Origin of the sequence: Streptomyces sp. CCM_MD2014 (assembly GCF_000772045.1) — a bacterium.
In the GTDB taxonomy this organism is placed as follows: Bacteria; Actinomycetota; Actinomycetes; order Streptomycetales; family Streptomycetaceae; genus Streptomyces; species Streptomyces salinarius.
On sequence record NZ_CP009754.1, the window covers coordinates 1,351,918 to 1,367,720 of the forward strand.

The following is a 15,803-nucleotide window of genomic DNA, read 5'->3' on the forward strand; positions in this document are numbered from 1 at the left end:
GTAGGCTTCGGGGAGTCGCGCGAAGGAGGCAAAGAGGTGCCGGTGGAGCTCACGTGGTGGGGTCACGCCACCTGCACGGTCGAGGACTCGGACATCCGCGTGCTCACCGATCCCTTGTTCGTACGCCGGCTCGCCCACCTGCGCCGCAGGCGGGGCGCGGTGCCGCCGCCGGAGGCCTGGCGTGCGGACGTGGCGCTCGTGTCCCACCTGCACGCCGACCACCTGCACGTGCCGTCGCTCGCGCGGCTTGCGCCGGGCACGCGCCTCCTCGTGCCCCGGGGCGCACGCCGGGCGGTGCCGGGGCTGCGCCGGCTCGGGCACCTGGAGCTGACCGAGGTGGCGCCGGGCGACGAGACAACCGTCGGTGACCTGCTCATACGGGCGGTGCCCGCGCGGCACGACGGGCGGCGGCTGCCGGTCGGACGGCACCGCGCCCCCGCGCTCGGGTATGTCGTCGAGGGCGAGGCGCGGACGTACTTCGCCGGGGACACCGGTCTGTTCGACGGCATGGAGAAGGAGGTCGGGCCCGTCGACGCGGCGCTGCTGCCGGTGGGCGGCTGGGGCCCGTACTTGGGCGCGGAGCACCTGGACGCCGGGCGGGCGGCCGAGGCGCTGGCCCGGCTGGCGCCGCGCACGGCGGTGCCGGTGCACTACGGCACGTACTGGCCGATCGGGATGGACGCCGTGCGCCCCCACGAGTTCCACACGCCGGGCCAGGAGTTCGTGCGCCTGTCGGCGCTGCGCGCGCCGGGAGTGGCGGTGCACCGGCTGGGGCACGGCGAGAGTGTGCGGGTGGAGGTCGCGCGGTGAGCTGGCTGGCGGCCGCGACGCTGGACATACCGACGGAGCCGACGCAGCAGGCGCTCGGCTACCCGTCGCTGTTCCTGCTGGTGCTGATCGGGGCGCTGGTGCCGGTGGTGCCGACGGGCGCGCTGGTCAGTTCGGCGGCGGTGGTGGCGATGCACCAGACGCTGCCGTTCGCCATGCTGATGGTGTTCGCGACGGCGTCGCTGGCCGCGTTCTGCGGGGACATGGCCCTGTACTGGCTGGGCCGGCGCGGGGTGGGCTCGAAGAACGGCTCGCGCTGGCTGGAGGCGATCCGGTCCCGGGCGCCGGAGGACCGCCTCGAGCAGGCGCAGGAGAAGCTGGCCGAGCACGACGTGGCGGTGCTGGTGCTCTCCCGGCTGGTGCCGGCCGGCCGGATTCCGGTGATGCTGGCCTGCCTGCTGGCGAAGTGGCCGCTGCGCCGCTTCGCGCGGGGCAACCTGCCCGCCTGCCTGGCCTGGGCGCTGACGTACCAGCTGATCGGCGTCCTCAGCGGCGCCCTGTTCAGCAAGCCGTGGGAGGGTGTGGCCGCGGCGATCGCCCTGACCGTGCTGGTCAGCGTGGCGCCGGGGCTGTGGCGGCGGCTCCGGGGGCCGGCGAAGGCGTAGGCCGGGCGGAGGTGGCCCGGCGGGGGCGGGGCGGGCGCTATTCCAGCACCCGGGAGGCGCCGACCGGCAGGTCCCACAGGTGTTCGCGGGGCAGGCCGGCCTGCTGCCAGGCGGCGCGGACCCGGGTGAGGGGCTCCATCACCGGTTCCGCGGAGAGCACGAACGTGCCCCAGTGCATCGGCGCCATGTGGCGCGCGCCGACGTCCTGGGCGGCCCGTACCGCCTCCTCCGGGTCGCAGTGCACGTCGCTGAGCCACCAGCGGGGGTCGTAGGCGCCGATGGGGAGCAGGGCCAGGTCGATGCCGGGGTAGCGGCGGCCGATGCGGCCGAACCAGTGGCCGTATCCCGTGTCGCCGGCGAAGTAGACGCGCCGGCCGTCGGGGTCGGTGAGCACCCAGCCGCCCCACAGGGTGCGGCAGGTGTCCGTGAGGCTGCGCTTGGACCAGTGGTGGGCCGGGACGAAGTCGAACCTGACCCCGTTCAGCTCGGTCGCCTCCCACCAGTCCAGCTCGGTGACGCGGGTGAAGCGGCGGCGGTGGAACCAGCGGCCGAGACCGGCGGGCACCAGCACGGGGGTGTCGCGCGGGAGCCTGCGCAGGGTGGGGGCGTCCAGGTGGTCGTAGTGGTTGTGGCTGATGACGACGGCGTCGACGCGGGGCAGGGCGCTCCAGGGGACGCCGACGGGGGTGATCCGGGCCGGGGTGCCGAGGATACGGCGGGACCAGACCGGGTCGGTGAGCACGGTGAGGCCGCCGATCCGCACGACCCAGCTGGCGTGTCCGGCCCAGGTGACGGCGACGGTGCGGGCGTCCACGCGCGGCAGCGGCCCGGGGGCGTAGGGCAGCCGGGGGACGTCGGCGAGTCCGGCGGGGCCGGGTCTCACCGCCCCCTCGCGGGCGAATCTGGCCAGGGCTTTCAGGCCGGGCAGCGGTGCGGTCAGCCGGTCGTGGAAGGTCCGCGGCCACACCCGGTGCTCGGCCTGCGGCCGGGGTGCGGCGAGCGGCGGGTGGGCGGGGACCGCGTCGGTCTCCTCGGCCGACGCGGGGGTGTTCTCGGCGGACGTGGGGGTGCTGGTGGTCGACCGGGGCTGCTGCGTCATCGAGGGGGCTCCCATCGCTGAGCGTCGCGGAGACCGTCGAAGACCGTCTTCAGACCGGTCAACGCGCGTTGCACATGTGGCACTTCCAACGGGTCCGGGGACTGGAGGCATTCCGCCCGCCGCTCGTCGGTGCCCCCGTCGAGCAGGGGGCCGGTGGCGAGCCGGACGCGCAGGGCGGGCAGGTCGTCGCCGAAGCGGTGGCCGCCGGGGGCGGGGACGCCGAGCCGGGCGGTGAGGAAGTCCTCCAGCTCCTGGGCGTCGCCGACCCCCTCGGCGGCGAGCGCGTCCCGCAGCGGGCCGAGGTCGGCGTAGAGGTGGCGGCCGGCCTGCGGGGGCCGGGCGGTGGCGCCGGCGGAGACGACGGCCGCGTGCACGGCGGCGGCCACGCGCGCGTGCAGGCGCACTGCGGCCGCCCGGCGGGTGGTGACCGGCTCGGGTTCGCCGAGCGCGTACCCGGCCGCGGCGGCGACGGGGGCCGCGACGCGGGCGCCGAGCGCGGTGAGCACGTCGAGCACGCGCGCGTGCAGGCCGTTCCCGGCGGCGGACGCGGGGAAGCGGGCGACGGCGGCCGGCCAGGCGGGCGGGAGCAGCGCGCCGGCCAGGTCGGTGAGGACGGTGACCCGGTCGGGCAGCATCTCGGCGGGGCTGAGGACGACGGTGGCGTGCGGGTCGTGCAGGGTGTCGCGCCAGGTCTCGTCGCTGACCAGGTGCAGTCCCTCGCCGGCGGCGGCCTCGACCGTCTCGTGCAGCAGCTCGGGCGGGGCGACGGTGCCGGTGGGGTCGTCCGCGACGGACAGCACGAGCAGGCGGGGATCGCCGCCCTCGGCGCGGACGCGGCGGACGGTCTCCAGGAGGGCGTACGGGTCGGGCACGCCGCCGGACTCGGCCGACGTCGGTACGTGGAAGACGGGCCGGCCCAGCAGGCGTGCGTACGGTGCCCACCAGGCGGCGCAGGGACGGGGCACCATGACGTCGCCGCCCAGCGCCGCGGTCAGCGCCAGCAGCAGGGCGCCCGCGCCGGGGGCGGCGGCGAGGTGGCCCGGGTCGGTGGTCAGACCGCGCCGGTCCCAGTAACCGCTCGCGGCCTCCAGGAGGGCGGGGGCGCCGCCGGCCGGTTCGCCGTGCGGGCGGCCCGCGGCGGCGGCGAGCACGGCGGCCAGCTCGGACAGCACCGGCAGCCCGTCACCGGGAAAGTGCGGCCCGTAACGAACGGGCCCGTGCCCCGCGGCGCCGGGTCGGCTCACGCCGGGAGGGTTGCCGGAGCGGCCCGCGGAAGCGTGCCCCGCGGCCCCGGTGCCCGACGCACCGTGTCCGCCGGCCGCCCCACCGGAAGCCCCTGCCCCGACACCGTCCCGAAGCGCCGGGCCACCCTGCTGAACGGCCGGGCCGCCGGAACGCGTGTTGGGGTCGCCGGGCACCGTGGCCGGGGCGTTCGTACCCGTGCCCGAGCCTTCGGGGTCCGTGCGCCGCATGCGTACCTCCGCGCGGTCCGTGCCGTGTGTTCGTGCCGTGACCAGTCTCCGTCGGGCCTGTTCGCGTCGTGCCCGTTGCCCGCTCGCGCTCGTTGGTCCCCGTACCCCGCGTGCCGCCCCGCCATGGCTCCGGCTCGCGGTTGCGCGTGTCACAGGTGGGCCGGGTCAGCTCCGGCCGGCCTCCCCGCGCAGGCGCAGCCGCAGCCGGTGTGCCGCCGCACCGGCCGCGCCCGCGATCAGGACGCCCCCGGCGACCAGGGCGGGGACCGAGTCGCCGAAGGTGCCGCCGGCACCCGCCCGCACCCCGTGCTCCGCCGACGCGCCGCCGCAGGGCGTGCCCTGGGTCGCGGACTCACCGCGCGGGGCCGCGGGTTCGGGGCATGCCGGCTTGGTGGGGGCGCAGGGCGTGCCGTGCGTGGAGGTCCCCGCGCGGGGAGCGGCGGAGTCCTGGCACGCCGGCTTGGTGGCAGCGGCGCCGCCCTCTTCCGGCACGCTCATCGTCGCGCTCCAGGGAGCGCCGTCCTCGCCGCCCGAGGCGTCCGGGCAGGCGCCGTCGACGCTCCATTCGTCGGCGACCCCGGCCGGGTCCTCCGTCTCCGACCAGCCTTCGGCCTCCGCCGCGTCCCCGGGATCCACCGCGGCCTCGGGATCCACCGCGTCCCCGGTATCCGCCGCGTCCCCGCTGCCGGCGGCGCCCTCCGGTACCGCGGCCGCCTCCGGGTTCCCCGAGCCCGTTTCGGCGCGCTCGGCCGTGACGTCCTCGGCGGCGGCTATGCGCGCGGTGCCGCGGTAGGTCGGCCCGGACGCCGTCCCCCCGTCGTCCGCCACCTTGCGCAGCGCCACGGTGCCCTCCTCGAAGGCCGCCGAGGTGGCGTCGAGAGTCGCGGGCGCGGACCCGCCGGTCGGACCGCACGAGACCGAGACGGTGACGGTGTCCCCCGGCGCGGCGGCCGCCGGACTGACCCGCGCGGCGGCCTGTCCGGGGGGCGGCGGGACGGGCTCCTCGGCGGTCGGAGGGGGAACGGCGTCCGAGTCGCCGGCGGACGGCGGGGCCACGGGTTCCCCGGCGTCGGCGGGAGGCGGTGGGACGCCCGGGTCGGCCGCGCCGGTCCCCGCGCAGACGCCGAGGGCGGCACTGGCCAGGACGGCGACGGACAGGGCGCGGGCGGTGCGGTGCATGGGACGGGCTCCTTCGAGCGACGGCTTGCGGGGCACTGCACTCGCGCCCCTCGGCCATCACAGCCCGACCGGCCCGGGGCCGCCCGTCACCGTGCGCCGTTCGCGCGAACGGAGGGTCCGGGCGGGTGAGCCCGAGGTTTCACGCCCCCTTCTCGGGTCCCGGTTCCCGCAGGACCTGCTCGCGCACCCGGTCGCAGCAGCGGGTGATCAGGCGGGAGACGTGCATCTGGGAGATGCCGAGCTGTTCGGCGATGCGGCTCTGGGTCATGTCGTCGAAGAAGCGCATGTAGAGGATGGCCCGCTCGCGCGGGGGCAGCGCGGCCAGCCGGTCCTTGACGGCCTCGCGGTCGACGACCGTGTCGAGCGCCGGGTCGGGGGCGCCGAGCGCGTCGCCCAGCGAGTAGCCGTCCTCGCTGCCGGGCAGTTCGGCGTCCAGGGACAGGGCCGTGAAGCTCTCCAGCGCCTCGAGGCCGGTGCGGACGTCCTCCTCGCTGAGGTCGGCGCGCTCGGCGATCTCGGTGACGGTGGGCCCGCGGCCGGAGATGGTCTGGGACAGGTCCTGGCGGGCGAAGCGCACCCGGTTGCGCAGTTCCTGGACCCGGCGGGGTACGTGCAGGGTCCACATGTGGTCGCGGAAGTGGCGCTTGATCTCGCCGGTGATGGTCGGCACGGCGTAGCTCTCGAAGGCGTTGCCGAGCTCGGGGTCGTACCGGTCGACGGCCTTGACGAGGCCGAGGGCCGCGACCTGGCGCAGATCCTCGTAGCTCTCGCCGCGGCTGCGGAACCGTCCTGCCAGCCGTTCGGCCATGGGCAGCCATGCCTCGACGATCCGGTCGCGGACCGCGTCACGCTCGGGACCGTCGGGAAGGGTGGCGAGCCTGCGGAAGGCGTCGGCGGTGTCGGGGGCGTCGTCGTGCGGGTGCTTCACACTGGCGTGGATCGGCATGGTGTGTCGCAACTCCCTCGGAGCGCGGGGTCCCGCCGTCGCGCCGGACGAGGGTCCGGTCGGTGCGGCCCGCGAGGGAGGCGACCGTCATGCGGACGGCCTCCGGCGCGTGACGCGGACGGCACCGGTACGACGACGCGGCCCTGGGGTCGGGCGGTCACCGTGGGAGGACATCCGGCTCCGCTCGGACGCATCCGCGGCGGCGTCGCGCCGCTCCCACGGACGTGCCTCCTGTCCGAAGCACTGACCTTGCGCCTGCCCCCTGACTCCCACGGCAAACACCCGGATTCTCAGCCCTTGCGCGCCTGTTTGAAGCGCAGCATGTTGCCGGCCGGGTCGCGGAAGGCGCAGTCGCGGACGCCGTAGGGCTGGTCGACCGGCTCCTGGAGGACTTCGGCGCCCGCGGCACGGATGTGCTCGAAGGTGGCGTCGACGTCGTCGGTGGTGAGGATGACGCCGCGCAGGTGGCCCTTGGCCAGGAGTTCGGCCATGGCTGCCTTGTCGGCGGCCGACGCGTTGGGGTCCGCGAGCGGGGGTTCGAGGACGATGTCCACGTCGGGCTGGGCCGGGGAGCCGACGGTCACCCAGCGCATCCCTTCGAAACCGACGTCGCCCCGGACTTCCATGCCGAGCACGTCCCGGTAGAAGGCGAGCGCCTTGTCGTGGTCGTCGACGGCTATGAAGCACTGCGAGAGGTTGATGTCCATGCGCGTCACGCTACGGGCGGTGGCGCGGGCGTCGCTTCTCCGTTCCTGACGGACCGGCCTGACCCCAACGACACCCCCTGGCCGCCCCGCACCGGCCGGGTGTAGACCTTGGCGACGCAGGCCGGGACGGCGGCGCCGTCGGAGTGGTCGCGCTCCCGGTAGGCGCTCGGGCTCTCGCCGACCAGTTCGGTGAAGCGGGTGCTGAACGACCCGAGCGAGGTACAGCCGACCGCGAAGCAGACCTCGGTGACGCTCATGTCGCCGCGCCTGAGCAGCGCCATGGCGCGCTCGATGCGGCGCGTCATCAGGTAGCTGTACGGCGTCTCCCCGTAGGCGGCACGGAAGCTGCGGGAGAAGTGGCCCGCCGACATGAGGGCCACGCGGGCGAGCGCCGGCACGTCGAGCGGTTCGGCGTACTCGCGGTCCATCAGGTCGCGGGCCCTGCGCAGCCGGGCCAGGTCCTCAAGCGTCGTCACCCGGCCACGATCCCACGGCACCGGGCACCGCCGGTAGCGTTTTTGGCGCCGTGGGCCGCTGCCCGCGTCAGGCGCCGACGTAGGCGGCGAGGTGCTGGCCGGTGAGGGTGGAGCGGTCGGCGACCAGGTCGGCGGGGGTGCCCTCGAAGACGATCCGGCCGCCGTCGTGTCCGGCGCCCGGGCCGAGGTCGATGATCCAGTCGGCGTGCGCCATGACGGCCTGGTGGTGCTCGATGACGATGACCGACTTGCCGGCGTCGACGAGGCGGTCGAGCAGGCCGAGCAGCTGCTCCACGTCGGCGAGGTGCAGTCCGGTGGTGGGCTCGTCGAGGACGTACACGCCGCCCTTCTCGCCCATGTGCGTGGCCAGCTTGAGCCGCTGCCGCTCGCCGCCGGAGAGGGTGGTGAGCGGCTGGCCGAGGGTGAGGTAGCCGAGGCCCACGTCGGAGAGCCGCTGGAGGATCTTGTGCGCGGCCGGGGTGCGCGCCTCCCCCGCGCCGAAGAACTCCTCGGCCTGGTCGACGGACATCGAGAGCACCTCGCTGATGTCCCGGCCGCCGAACCGGTACTCCAGCACCGAGGGCTGGAACCGCTTGCCCTCGCAGTCCTCGCAGGGCGCGGCGACGCCGGCCATCATCGCCAGGTCGGTGTAGACGACGCCGGCGCCGTTGCAGGCGGGGCAGGCGCCCTCGGAGTTGGCGCTGAAGAGGGCGGGCTTCACTCCGTTGGCCTTGGCGAAGGCCTTGCGGATGGGATCGAGCAGCCCGGTGTAGGTCGCGGGGTTGCTGCGCCGCGAGCCCTTGATGGGGCTCTGGTCGACCGATACGACGTCGGCGCCGGGCGGGACCGAGCCGTGGATCAGGGAGCTCTTGCCGGAGCCCGCCACGCCGGTGACCACGCAGAGCACGCCGAGCGGGACGTCGACGTCGACGTCCTGGAGGTTGTGCGTGTTCGCGCCGCGGATCTCCAGGGCCCCGGTGGGCTTGCGGACCGACTCCTTGAGGGTGGCCCGGTCGTCGAGGTGGCGGCCGGTGACGGTGTCGGCGCCGCGCAGTTCCTCCACGGTGCCCTCGAAGCAGACGGTGCCGCCCGCGGTGCCGGCGCCGGGGCCGAGGTCGACGACGTGGTCGGCGATCGCGATGGCCTCCGGCTTGTGCTCCACGACGAGAACGGTGTTGCCCTTGTCGCGCAGGCGCAGCAGCAGGTCGTTCATCCGCTGGATGTCGTGCGGGTGCAGTCCGACGGTGGGCTCGTCGAAGACGTACGTGGTGTCGGTGAGGGAGGAGCCGAGGTGGCGGATCATCTTGACGCGCTGTGCCTCGCCGCCGGACAGGGTGCCCGCCGGCCGGTCGAGGGAGAGGTAGCCGAGGCCGATCTCCGTGAAGGAGTCGAGGGTGTCCCGCAGTGCGGTGAGCAGCGGGGCGACCGACGGCTCGTCGAGCTCGCGGACCCACTCGGCCAGGTCCCGGATCTCCATCGCGCAGGCGTCGGCGATGGAGATCTTCCCGATCTTCGACGAGCGGGCGCCCTCGCTGAGCCGGGTGCCCTCGCACTCGGGGCAGGTGGTGAAGGTGACGGCCCGTTCCACGAAGGCCCTGATGTGCGGCTGCATCGCCTCCTTGTCCTTGGACAGGAACGACTTCTGGATCTTCGGGATGAGCCCTTCGTAGGTGAGGTTGACGCCGTTGACCTTCACCTTGACCGGCTCGCCGTACAGGAAGTCCCGCAGTTCCTTGTCGGTGTACTCGCGGATCGGCTTGTCCGGGTCGACGAAGCCGGACTGGGCGTACACCTGCACGGTCCACTGGCTGTCCGACTTCCAGCCGGGGATGGTGAAGGCGCCCTCGGCGAGCGACTTGGAGTCGTCGTAGAGCTGGGTCAGGTCGATGTCGGAGACGGTGCCGCGGCCCTCGCAGTGCGTGCACATGCCGCCGGTGCGCTGGAAGGTCGCCTTCACCGCCTTCTTGTTGCCGCGCTCGACGGTGATCGCGCCGCTGGCCCGGACCGAGGCGGTGTTGAAGGAGTAGGCGCTGGGCGGGCCGATGTGCGGCTCGCCGAGGCGGCTGAAGAGGATGCGCAGCATCGCGTTGACGTCGGTGGCGGTGCCGACGGTGGAGCGCGGGTCGGCGCCCATCCGCTGCTGGTCGACGATGATCGCGGTGGTGAGGCCGTCCAGGACGTCCACCTCGGGCCGCGCGAGGGTGGGCATGAAGCCCTGGACGAACGCGCTGTAGGTCTCGTTGATCAGCCGCTGCGACTCGGCGGCGATGGTGTTGAAGACCAGTGAGCTCTTGCCCGAGCCGGAGACTCCGGTGAACACGGTCAGCCGGCGCTTGGGAAGGTCGACGCTGACGTCCTTGAGGTTGTTCTCGCGGGCGCCGTGCACACGGATCAGGTCGTGGCTGTCGGCGACGTGCGATCCGGGCCCCTGCGGGCCCGGCCTCTTGGCGCTGCTCATCGTGTCTCCATCTGTCGGGGGCTCGGTGAGGGTGACGCCCTCAGTGCCTCGGTGGTCACACGCTAGAGGGGCGACGACGGCCCGCGCTTCTCGATTACTGACTCGGTCACTGATCCGCTTCTCGTCCGCCGATCCGCTCGGATGACCCGCGCACCGGCCCGGAGGAAATCGGAATGGACCCGTCCGGGTGAATCCGTGTCGGCCCGCGGTGTCCGGGTACGCGGTCCGCACCCCCTGAGGATGTGGAGGGAGACATGCAGCGAGGCAGCGACCGGATGAGCGTCCACCGCGACGACGAGATGAAGCACGAACTGCAGGGTCTGCTCAGGTCCGGGCACCCCACCCGCAGCGAGGAGTGGAACGACCCGGAGCCGGCCGCCGAGGACGATCCGGACGTCGTGTACGGACCCGTGACACCGGGCCGCGGACCGACGTACCTGGAGGCGCTGCGGCTGGAGCTGGCCCGGAACCTGACCCGGGGCAGCTTCCCCGCGGGACCGCGGGAACTGACCCGCGCGCTGCGCCGCGGCAACGCGCCGGACGCCCTCGTCGAAGGGCTGGACCGGCTGCCGCACAAGGCGCGCTACGACAACGTCCAGGAACTGGCGGTGGCCCTCACCGAGAGCGGCCGGTCCGGTCCGTCCGGTACCTGAAGGAAGGGAGTCCGAACTCCATGCGCATCGCATTTCTCACCGCGCCCGAGGGCGTGGAGCAGGTCGAACTGACCGAGCCGTGGAAGGCGGCGAAGGACGCGGGGCACGACCCCGTGCTGGTCTCCACGCAGTCCGGAGAGATCCAGGGCTTCAACCATCTCGACAAGGCGGACACCTTCCCGGTCGACGAGGTGGTGGGCGACACGTCCGCCGACTCCTTCGGCGGCCTGGTGCTGCCCGGCGGGGTGGCCAACCCGGACTTCCTGCGGACGGACGAGAAGGCCGTGGCCTTCGTCAAGGACTTCTTCACGCAGGGCCGCCCGGTGGCCGCCATCTGCCACGCGCCGTGGACGCTCGTCGAGGCGGACGTCGTGCGCGGCCGCACCATGACCTCGTGGCCCAGTCTGCGGACCGATCTGCGCAACGCGGGCGCCACCTGGGTCGACGAACAGGTCAAGGTCTGCGACGGGGGCAGCAACACCCTGATCACCAGCCGCAAGCCGGACGACCTCGCGGCCTTCTGCGAGACCTACCTCGCGGAGTTCGCCAAGGCGGCCGGCTGAGGCGGGCGGACAAGATCACGGACGGCGGGCCACCGGCGAGGGATCGCGGTGGCCCGCCGTCGTGCTCAGCCACCGGGCGCGGCGGTCTGGCCGCAGCCGCGCTCCCGGGCGCCCTCGCGGGTGCGGCCCGCGGCCACCGGGCGCCGGGGGTTGCGGCGCAGCCATTCGCCCTCGAGCCTGGCCATTCGGTCGTTGTGGGCCCGCAGCGCGTCGTTCGACCCGTACAGGAGGGTGTCGTGGCGCGTGCGGTGGATGGTCTCCAGCTCTTTCATCAGCTGCTGGTCGTCCAGGCGGCCCGGGTCCACTCCGGTCATGGTGTCGTCCCGCGTGTCGTGTTCGTTCATGCGTCCCGGGTACCCGCCCCGGAGCACTACCACCCCCGAGCGGCACCCGGGAGGGCAGCCACATGGACCTCGCGTTTCTCCACCCCCTCTACGAACACCAGGGACCCTGGGCCTCCGTCTACGTCGATCTCTCCCGGAACGCGGAGGACACCGCCCACGAGCGCGAGCTGACGGCCGCCGCGGTCGCCCGGGAGCTGGCGGAGCAGGGCGCCGACGAGGCCACCTGCCGGGCGGTGCGGGAGGCGGTGGACGAGCTGCGGCACGCCACCGATCCGCACGGGCGGGCCCTGTTCGCCTGCGCCGGCCAGGTGGTCCTCGATCCGCCGCTGGCCCGGCCCCCGTACGGCGGCACCACCGCCGACTGGGCCCCGCTGCCGCACGTGACGCCGCTGCTCGACCTGGCCGGCGAGGACCCGGTGTGCGTGGTGGCGTACATCGACCGCAAGGGCGCCGACTTCGAGCTGCGCAGTGCGCTGGGCAGCTCGAACGCGGGCGGCGTGACCGGACGGCAGTGGCCGGTGCACCGCACGAGCAGCGTGGACTGGTCGGAGCGCCACTTCCAGCTCCGGGTGGAGAACACCTGGGAGCACAACGCGGCGGAGATCGCGGACGCGCTCGCCGTGTGCCAGGAGGAGACGGGTGCCGACCTGCTGATCCTGGTGGGCGACGACCGGGAGCGGCGTTCCGTGCACGAGCGGCTGCCGGGCCGCCTGCAGGAGCGCGTCGCCGAGGCCTCGCGCGGCGCCGGCAGCAGGCTGCTGGACGACGAGGTGGAGGGCCTGCGCGAGGACCACGTCCGCAGCCGCGCCCGAGAGGACCTGGACCGGTTCCTGGCCGCGAGGTCGCGGGACGACGAGGGCCGGTCCGGCGCGGCGGAGGGCGTGCCCGCGCTGGTCGAGGCCGCCCGGGAGCACCGCATCGACGAGCTGCTGGTCATCCCGGACGCCCCCGACACGCACCGGGAGGTGTGGATCGGCGAGGACGCCGACCAGGTGGCCGTGCGCCGTACCGAGCTCAAGACGCTCGGCGAGCAGAACTCCTGGTCGGCCCGGGCGGACGACGCCCTGCTGCGCTCCGCGGTGATGACCGGTGCCCCGGCGATCTCGGTGACGCCGGTGCTGCCGCCGGAGACCGCGGAGAAGGCTCCGGTGGGCGGCCTGGGGGCGCTGCTGCGCTGGAGGTGACCTCGATCCGGCACCCGGCCGGGGTGGCTCAGCGCGCCCGCTCGACCCGCCGTTCGTCCCAGACCGGCTCCGGCGTCTCGCGCACGCGTCCGTCGCTGCCGAAGACCAGGTAGCGGTCGAAGGAGCGGGCGAACCAGCGGTCGTGGGTGACCGCGAGGACCGTGCCCTCGAAGCCCTCCAGGCCTTCCTGGAGGGCTTCGGCCGATTCCAGATCGAGGTTGTCGGTGGGTTCGTCGAGGAGCAGCGCGGTGACGCCCTGGAGTTCGAGCAGCAGGATCTGGAAGCGGGCCTGCTGGCCGCCGGAGAGCCGGTCGAAGGACTGCTCGGCCTGCTGGGTCAGTTCGTAGCGCCGCAGCCGGGACATGGCGGCGCCCCGGTCCTGGGAGTGCTCGGTCCACAAGATGTCCAGGAGGGTGCGGCCCAGCAGCTCGGGGTGGGCGTGGGTCTGCGCGAAGTGTCCCGGCAGCACGCGCGCACCGAGCTTCCAGTTCCCGGTGTGCGCCACGGCGTCGCCGGCCAGCAGCCGCAGGAAGTGCGACTTGCCGGAGCCGTTGGAGCCGAGGACCGCGACCCGTTCGCCGTAGAACACCTCCAGGTCGAAGGGTTTCATCAGGCCGGTCAGTTCCAGTTGCTCGCAGGTGACGGCGCGGACACCGGTGCGGCCGCCCTTCAGGCGCATCCTGATGTCCTGTTCGCGCGGCGGCTCGGGCGGCGGGCCGGCCTCCTCGAACTTGCGCAGCCGGGTCTGGGCGGCGCGGTAGCGGGACGCCATGTCCGGGCTGTTCTCCGCCGCCTGACGCAGCGTCAGGACGAGCTTCTTCAGCTGGGCGTGCTTCTCGTCCCAGCGGCGGCGCAGTTCCTCGAAGCGCGCGAAGCGCTCCCGGCGGGCCTCGTGGAAGGTGGCGAAGCCGCCGCCGTGCACCCAGGCGTCGGCACCCGCGGGTCCCGGCTCGACGGAGACGATCTTCTGTGCGGCGCGGGCGAGCAGTTCGCGGTCGTGGGAGACGAACAGCACGGTCTTGCGGGTCTCGGCGAGCCGCTCCTCCAGCCAGCGTTTGCCGGGCACGTCGAGATAGTTGTCCGGCTCGTCGAGCAGGAGCACCTCGTCGGTGCCGCGCAGCAGGGCCTCCAGCACCAGCCGCTTCTGTTCGCCGCCGGACAGGGTGCTCACCTGCCGCCACTGGGCCTTCTCGTACGGCACCCCGAGCGCGGCCGTGGTGCAGATGTCCCACAGTGTCTCGGCCTCGTAGCCCTGGGCCTCGGCCCAGTCGGCGAGCGCCTGCGCGTAGCGCATCTGGGCGGCCTCGTCGTCGACCGTCATGATCGCGTGCTCGGCGGCGTCGACGGCACGGGCGGCCTCGCGGATCCGGGGCTGCGCCACGGACACCAGCAGGTCGCGCACGGTCGTCTCGTCCCGTACGGAACCGACGAACTGGCGCATGACGCCGAGGCCGCCGGTGACGGTGACGGAGCCGCCGTGCGGCTTCAGCTCGCCGGCCAGCAGCCGCAGCAGGGTGGTCTTGCCCGCGCCGTTGGGTCCGACGAGGGCCACGACGGCCCCCTCCCCCACCCGGAAGGAGACATCGCCGAGCAGTGCCCTCCCGTCGGGGAGGTAGTACTCCAGGTGCGCGGCTTCGAGATGACCCATGGGACCGGATTCTGCGGCTCCGGCCGGGCTCCGGGCAAACCGTTTTCGGCGGCGGGACCGGGACGCGCGGCACGTGGGGAGCGCCACGGCAGGAAACGCCGTCCGCAGGGTAGGGGAGAGCCATGAGTCCCGACGTAGACCTCACCGCCCCGACGCCCGGCCCGCACCCCCTGCGCACCGGCTTCCTGCGGCTGGACCAGCGGCTGTTCGAGGCCGTCGCCGCCCGTACCTGGCCCGGCGCGGACCCCCTGCTGCCCCGGTTGAGCCGGAGCGCCAACCACGGAGTGCTGTGGTTCGCGGCGGGCGCCGCGCTGGCCGCGACCCGCACCCCGAGGGCCCGGCGGGCCGCCGCCCGGGGCCTCGCCTCGCTGGGTCTGGCCTCGCTGACGATCAACACCCTCGGGAAGCGCTCGGTGCGCCGGCCCCGGCCGGTCCTCGACCCGGTCCCGCTGGTGCGGCAGTTGAAGCGGCAGCCGATCACGACGTCGTTCCCGTCCGGGCACGCCGCGTCGGCCGCCGCCTTCGCGACCGGCGTCGCACTGGAGTCCCCGGCGTGGGGGGCGGCGGTGGCCCCGGTGGCGGCCGCGGTCGCCCTGTCCCGGGTCTACACCGGCGTCCACTTCCCGAGCGACGTGCTGGCCGGCGCGGCGCTCGGGGCGGGTGCCGCGTTCGCCGTACGGGGGATGGTGCCGACGCGGGCCCAGCACGTGCCGCCGGCCCGGCCGCGCGCCGAGGTGCCCGCGCTGCCCGGCGGCGAGGGGCTCGTCATGGTCGCCAACGTCGGCTCGGGCACCTCGGAGAGGGTGCGGGCGCTGTGCGACGCGCTGCCCGACGCCGAGGTCGTGGAGTGCGAGCCGGGGGACGTCCGGGCCGAGCTGGAGAAGGCGGCCGGGCACGCCCGGGCGCTCGGTGTGTGCGGCGGCGACGGCACCGTGAACGCCGCGGCCGAGATCGCGCTCCGGCACGGGCTGCCCCTCGCCGTCCTGCCCGGCGGCACGCTCAACCACTTCGCCTACGACCTGGGCATCGAGGACGTACGGGATCTGTGCGGCGCGCTGGAGCGGGGCGAGGGTGTGCGGGTGGACGTGGGCCGGTTCGCCTCCGGCGGGCGGCGCGGCGTGTTCCTGAACACCTTCAGCCTCGGTGTGTACCCGGAGCTGGTGAACGAGCGGGAGCGCTGGTCGTCCCGGATCGGCGGCTGGCCGGCCGGGGTGCTCGCGGCCGTACGGGTGCTGCGCGCCGACCGGCACCCGCTGGAGGCCGAGGTGCGGGGCCGCAGGCGTCCGCTGTGGATGCTGTTCGCGGGCAACGGCACGTACCACCGCCGGGGGCTGGCCTCGGGACGCCGGCTCGACCTGGCGGACGGCCAGTTGGACGTGCGGGTGGTGCACGGGGGCCGCCGGCCCGCCCTGCGGCTGCTCTCCGCGGCCCTCGCGGGACCGCTGACCCGCTCCCCCGCCCACGCCGCGGTGCAGGTACCCCGGCTGCGCCTGTCGGGGGTCGCGCCGGGCACGCTGATGGCGTACGACGGCGAGCTGACCGAGACCGAGGGCGATCTGACGCTGGAGAAGCTGCCCGAGGCGCTCACGGTGTACCGGCCGCTGCCCGGCGGCGGGCTGCTCTCCTGACGCTCCGTCAGTC

15 protein-coding genes are annotated in these 15,803 nt (G+C 74.4%); 6 read left to right on the forward strand and 9 right to left on the reverse strand.

Annotation, left to right across the window (positions count from 1 at the left end; translation table 11 throughout):
- Positions 1 to 36: 36 nt before the first annotated feature.
- Both NI25_RS05810 and NI25_RS05815 read left to right on the forward strand, forming a co-directional pair.
- Positions 37 to 810 (forward strand): MBL fold metallo-hydrolase, encoded by a 774-nt coding sequence (locus tag NI25_RS05810; protein ID WP_061441423.1) that lies wholly within the window; start codon positions 37 to 39, stop codon positions 808 to 810.
- The gene (locus NI25_RS05815; protein WP_061441424.1) at positions 807 to 1,433 is read left to right on the forward strand and encodes a DedA family protein; all 627 of its coding nucleotides are present in this window, start codon (positions 807 to 809) and stop codon (positions 1,431 to 1,433) included. The genes NI25_RS05810 and NI25_RS05815 overlap by 4 nt, the downstream gene beginning before the upstream one ends.
- A gap of 37 nt (positions 1,434 to 1,470) precedes the next feature.
- On the opposite strand, the gene NI25_RS05820 is transcribed toward NI25_RS05815, so the two are convergent.
- The 7 genes from NI25_RS05820 to NI25_RS05850 form a co-directional block, all read right to left on the reverse strand.
- Complete coding sequence (locus tag NI25_RS05820) at positions 1,471 to 2,532, reverse strand: MBL fold metallo-hydrolase (protein WP_061441425.1); 1,062 nt, start codon at positions 2,530 to 2,532, stop codon at positions 1,471 to 1,473.
- Complete coding sequence (locus tag NI25_RS05825; protein ID WP_383519007.1) at positions 2,529 to 4,004, reverse strand: aminotransferase class I/II-fold pyridoxal phosphate-dependent enzyme; 1,476 nt, start codon at positions 4,002 to 4,004, stop codon at positions 2,529 to 2,531. The genes NI25_RS05820 and NI25_RS05825 overlap by 4 nt, the downstream gene beginning before the upstream one ends.
- Positions 4,005 to 4,169: 165 nt before the next feature.
- The gene (locus NI25_RS05830) at positions 4,170 to 5,183 is read right to left on the reverse strand and encodes a hypothetical protein (protein WP_061441426.1); all 1,014 of its coding nucleotides are present in this window, start codon (positions 5,181 to 5,183) and stop codon (positions 4,170 to 4,172) included.
- 139 nt (positions 5,184 to 5,322) lie between these two features.
- Complete coding sequence (locus NI25_RS05835; protein WP_061441427.1) at positions 5,323 to 6,129, reverse strand: RNA polymerase sigma factor SigF; 807 nt, start codon at positions 6,127 to 6,129, stop codon at positions 5,323 to 5,325.
- Positions 6,130 to 6,419: 290 nt separating this feature from the next.
- The gene (locus NI25_RS05840; protein WP_061446765.1) at positions 6,420 to 6,836 is read right to left on the reverse strand and encodes a VOC family protein; all 417 of its coding nucleotides are present in this window, start codon (positions 6,834 to 6,836) and stop codon (positions 6,420 to 6,422) included.
- 5 nt (positions 6,837 to 6,841) lie between these two features.
- Positions 6,842 to 7,312: a helix-turn-helix transcriptional regulator gene (locus tag NI25_RS05845; protein WP_061441428.1), complete on the reverse strand. Its 471-nt coding sequence runs from the start codon at positions 7,310 to 7,312 to the stop codon at positions 6,842 to 6,844.
- Between the two features lie 67 nt (positions 7,313 to 7,379).
- Entirely contained in the window at positions 7,380 to 9,770 is a 2,391-nt protein-coding gene (locus NI25_RS05850) for an ATP-binding cassette domain-containing protein (protein ID WP_061441429.1), read from the reverse strand.
- 254 nt (positions 9,771 to 10,024) lie between these two features.
- Between NI25_RS05850 and NI25_RS05855 the strand changes: the two genes are divergently transcribed.
- Together NI25_RS05855 and NI25_RS05860 are read left to right on the forward strand one after the other, a co-directional pair.
- Entirely contained in the window at positions 10,025 to 10,423 is a 399-nt protein-coding gene (locus tag NI25_RS05855) for a DUF2795 domain-containing protein (protein ID WP_061441430.1), read from the forward strand.
- A gap of 20 nt (positions 10,424 to 10,443) precedes the next feature.
- Positions 10,444 to 10,986, forward strand: coding sequence for a type 1 glutamine amidotransferase domain-containing protein (locus tag NI25_RS05860; protein ID WP_061441431.1), 543 nt, complete (start codon positions 10,444 to 10,446; stop codon positions 10,984 to 10,986).
- A gap of 65 nt (positions 10,987 to 11,051) precedes the next feature.
- Here NI25_RS05860 and NI25_RS05865 read toward each other — a convergent pair whose 3' ends face one another.
- The gene (locus NI25_RS05865) at positions 11,052 to 11,330 is read right to left on the reverse strand and encodes a DUF6158 family protein (RefSeq protein ID WP_061441432.1); all 279 of its coding nucleotides are present in this window, start codon (positions 11,328 to 11,330) and stop codon (positions 11,052 to 11,054) included.
- 62 nt (positions 11,331 to 11,392) lie between these two features.
- Here NI25_RS05865 and NI25_RS05870 point away from each other — a divergent pair, with 62 nt between their 5' ends.
- Positions 11,393 to 12,514: a Vms1/Ankzf1 family peptidyl-tRNA hydrolase gene (locus NI25_RS05870; RefSeq protein ID WP_061441433.1), complete on the forward strand. Its 1,122-nt coding sequence runs from the start codon at positions 11,393 to 11,395 to the stop codon at positions 12,512 to 12,514.
- A 28-nt stretch (positions 12,515 to 12,542) separates the two neighbouring features.
- Here NI25_RS05870 and NI25_RS05875 read toward each other — a convergent pair whose 3' ends face one another.
- Entirely contained in the window at positions 12,543 to 14,162 is a 1,620-nt protein-coding gene (locus NI25_RS05875) for an ABC-F family ATP-binding cassette domain-containing protein (RefSeq protein WP_061441434.1), read from the reverse strand.
- A gap of 122 nt (positions 14,163 to 14,284) precedes the next feature.
- Here NI25_RS05875 and NI25_RS05880 point away from each other — a divergent pair, with 122 nt between their 5' ends.
- On the forward strand, positions 14,285 to 15,790 hold the full coding sequence (locus NI25_RS05880) for a bifunctional phosphatase PAP2/diacylglycerol kinase family protein (RefSeq protein ID WP_061441435.1): 1,506 nt from the start codon (positions 14,285 to 14,287) through the stop codon (positions 15,788 to 15,790).
- The last annotated feature ends 13 nt before the right edge of the window (positions 15,791 to 15,803 follow it).

What these genes read in the sequence shown, in the direction of transcription:
- NI25_RS05820 (WP_061441425.1), bottom strand. Translation starts at nt 2,532, where the DNA reads ATGACGCAGCAGCCCCGGTCGACCACCAGCACCCCCACGTCCGCCGAG.
- NI25_RS05825 (WP_383519007.1), bottom strand. Translation starts at nt 4,004, where the DNA reads ATGCGGCGCACGGACCCCGAAGGCTCGGGCACGGGTACGAACGCCCCG.
- NI25_RS05830 (WP_061441426.1), bottom strand. Translation starts at nt 5,183, where the DNA reads ATGCACCGCACCGCCCGCGCCCTGTCCGTCGCCGTCCTGGCCAGTGCC.
- NI25_RS05835 (WP_061441427.1), bottom strand. Translation starts at nt 6,129, where the DNA reads ATGCCGATCCACGCCAGTGTGAAGCACCCGCACGACGACGCCCCCGAC.
- NI25_RS05840 (WP_061446765.1), bottom strand. Translation starts at nt 6,836, where the DNA reads ATGGACATCAACCTCTCGCAGTGCTTCATAGCCGTCGACGACCACGAC.
- NI25_RS05850 (WP_061441429.1), bottom strand. Translation starts at nt 9,770, where the DNA reads ATGAGCAGCGCCAAGAGGCCGGGCCCGCAGGGGCCCGGATCGCACGTC.
- NI25_RS05855 (WP_061441430.1), top strand. Translation starts at nt 10,025, where the DNA reads ATGCAGCGAGGCAGCGACCGGATGAGCGTCCACCGCGACGACGAGATG.
- NI25_RS05860 (WP_061441431.1), top strand. Translation starts at nt 10,444, where the DNA reads ATGCGCATCGCATTTCTCACCGCGCCCGAGGGCGTGGAGCAGGTCGAA.
- NI25_RS05865 (WP_061441432.1), bottom strand. Translation starts at nt 11,330, where the DNA reads ATGAACGAACACGACACGCGGGACGACACCATGACCGGAGTGGACCCG.
- NI25_RS05870 (WP_061441433.1), top strand. Translation starts at nt 11,393, where the DNA reads ATGGACCTCGCGTTTCTCCACCCCCTCTACGAACACCAGGGACCCTGG.
- NI25_RS05875 (WP_061441434.1), bottom strand. Translation starts at nt 14,162, where the DNA reads ATGGGTCATCTCGAAGCCGCGCACCTGGAGTACTACCTCCCCGACGGG.
- NI25_RS05880 (WP_061441435.1), top strand. Translation starts at nt 14,285, where the DNA reads ATGAGTCCCGACGTAGACCTCACCGCCCCGACGCCCGGCCCGCACCCC.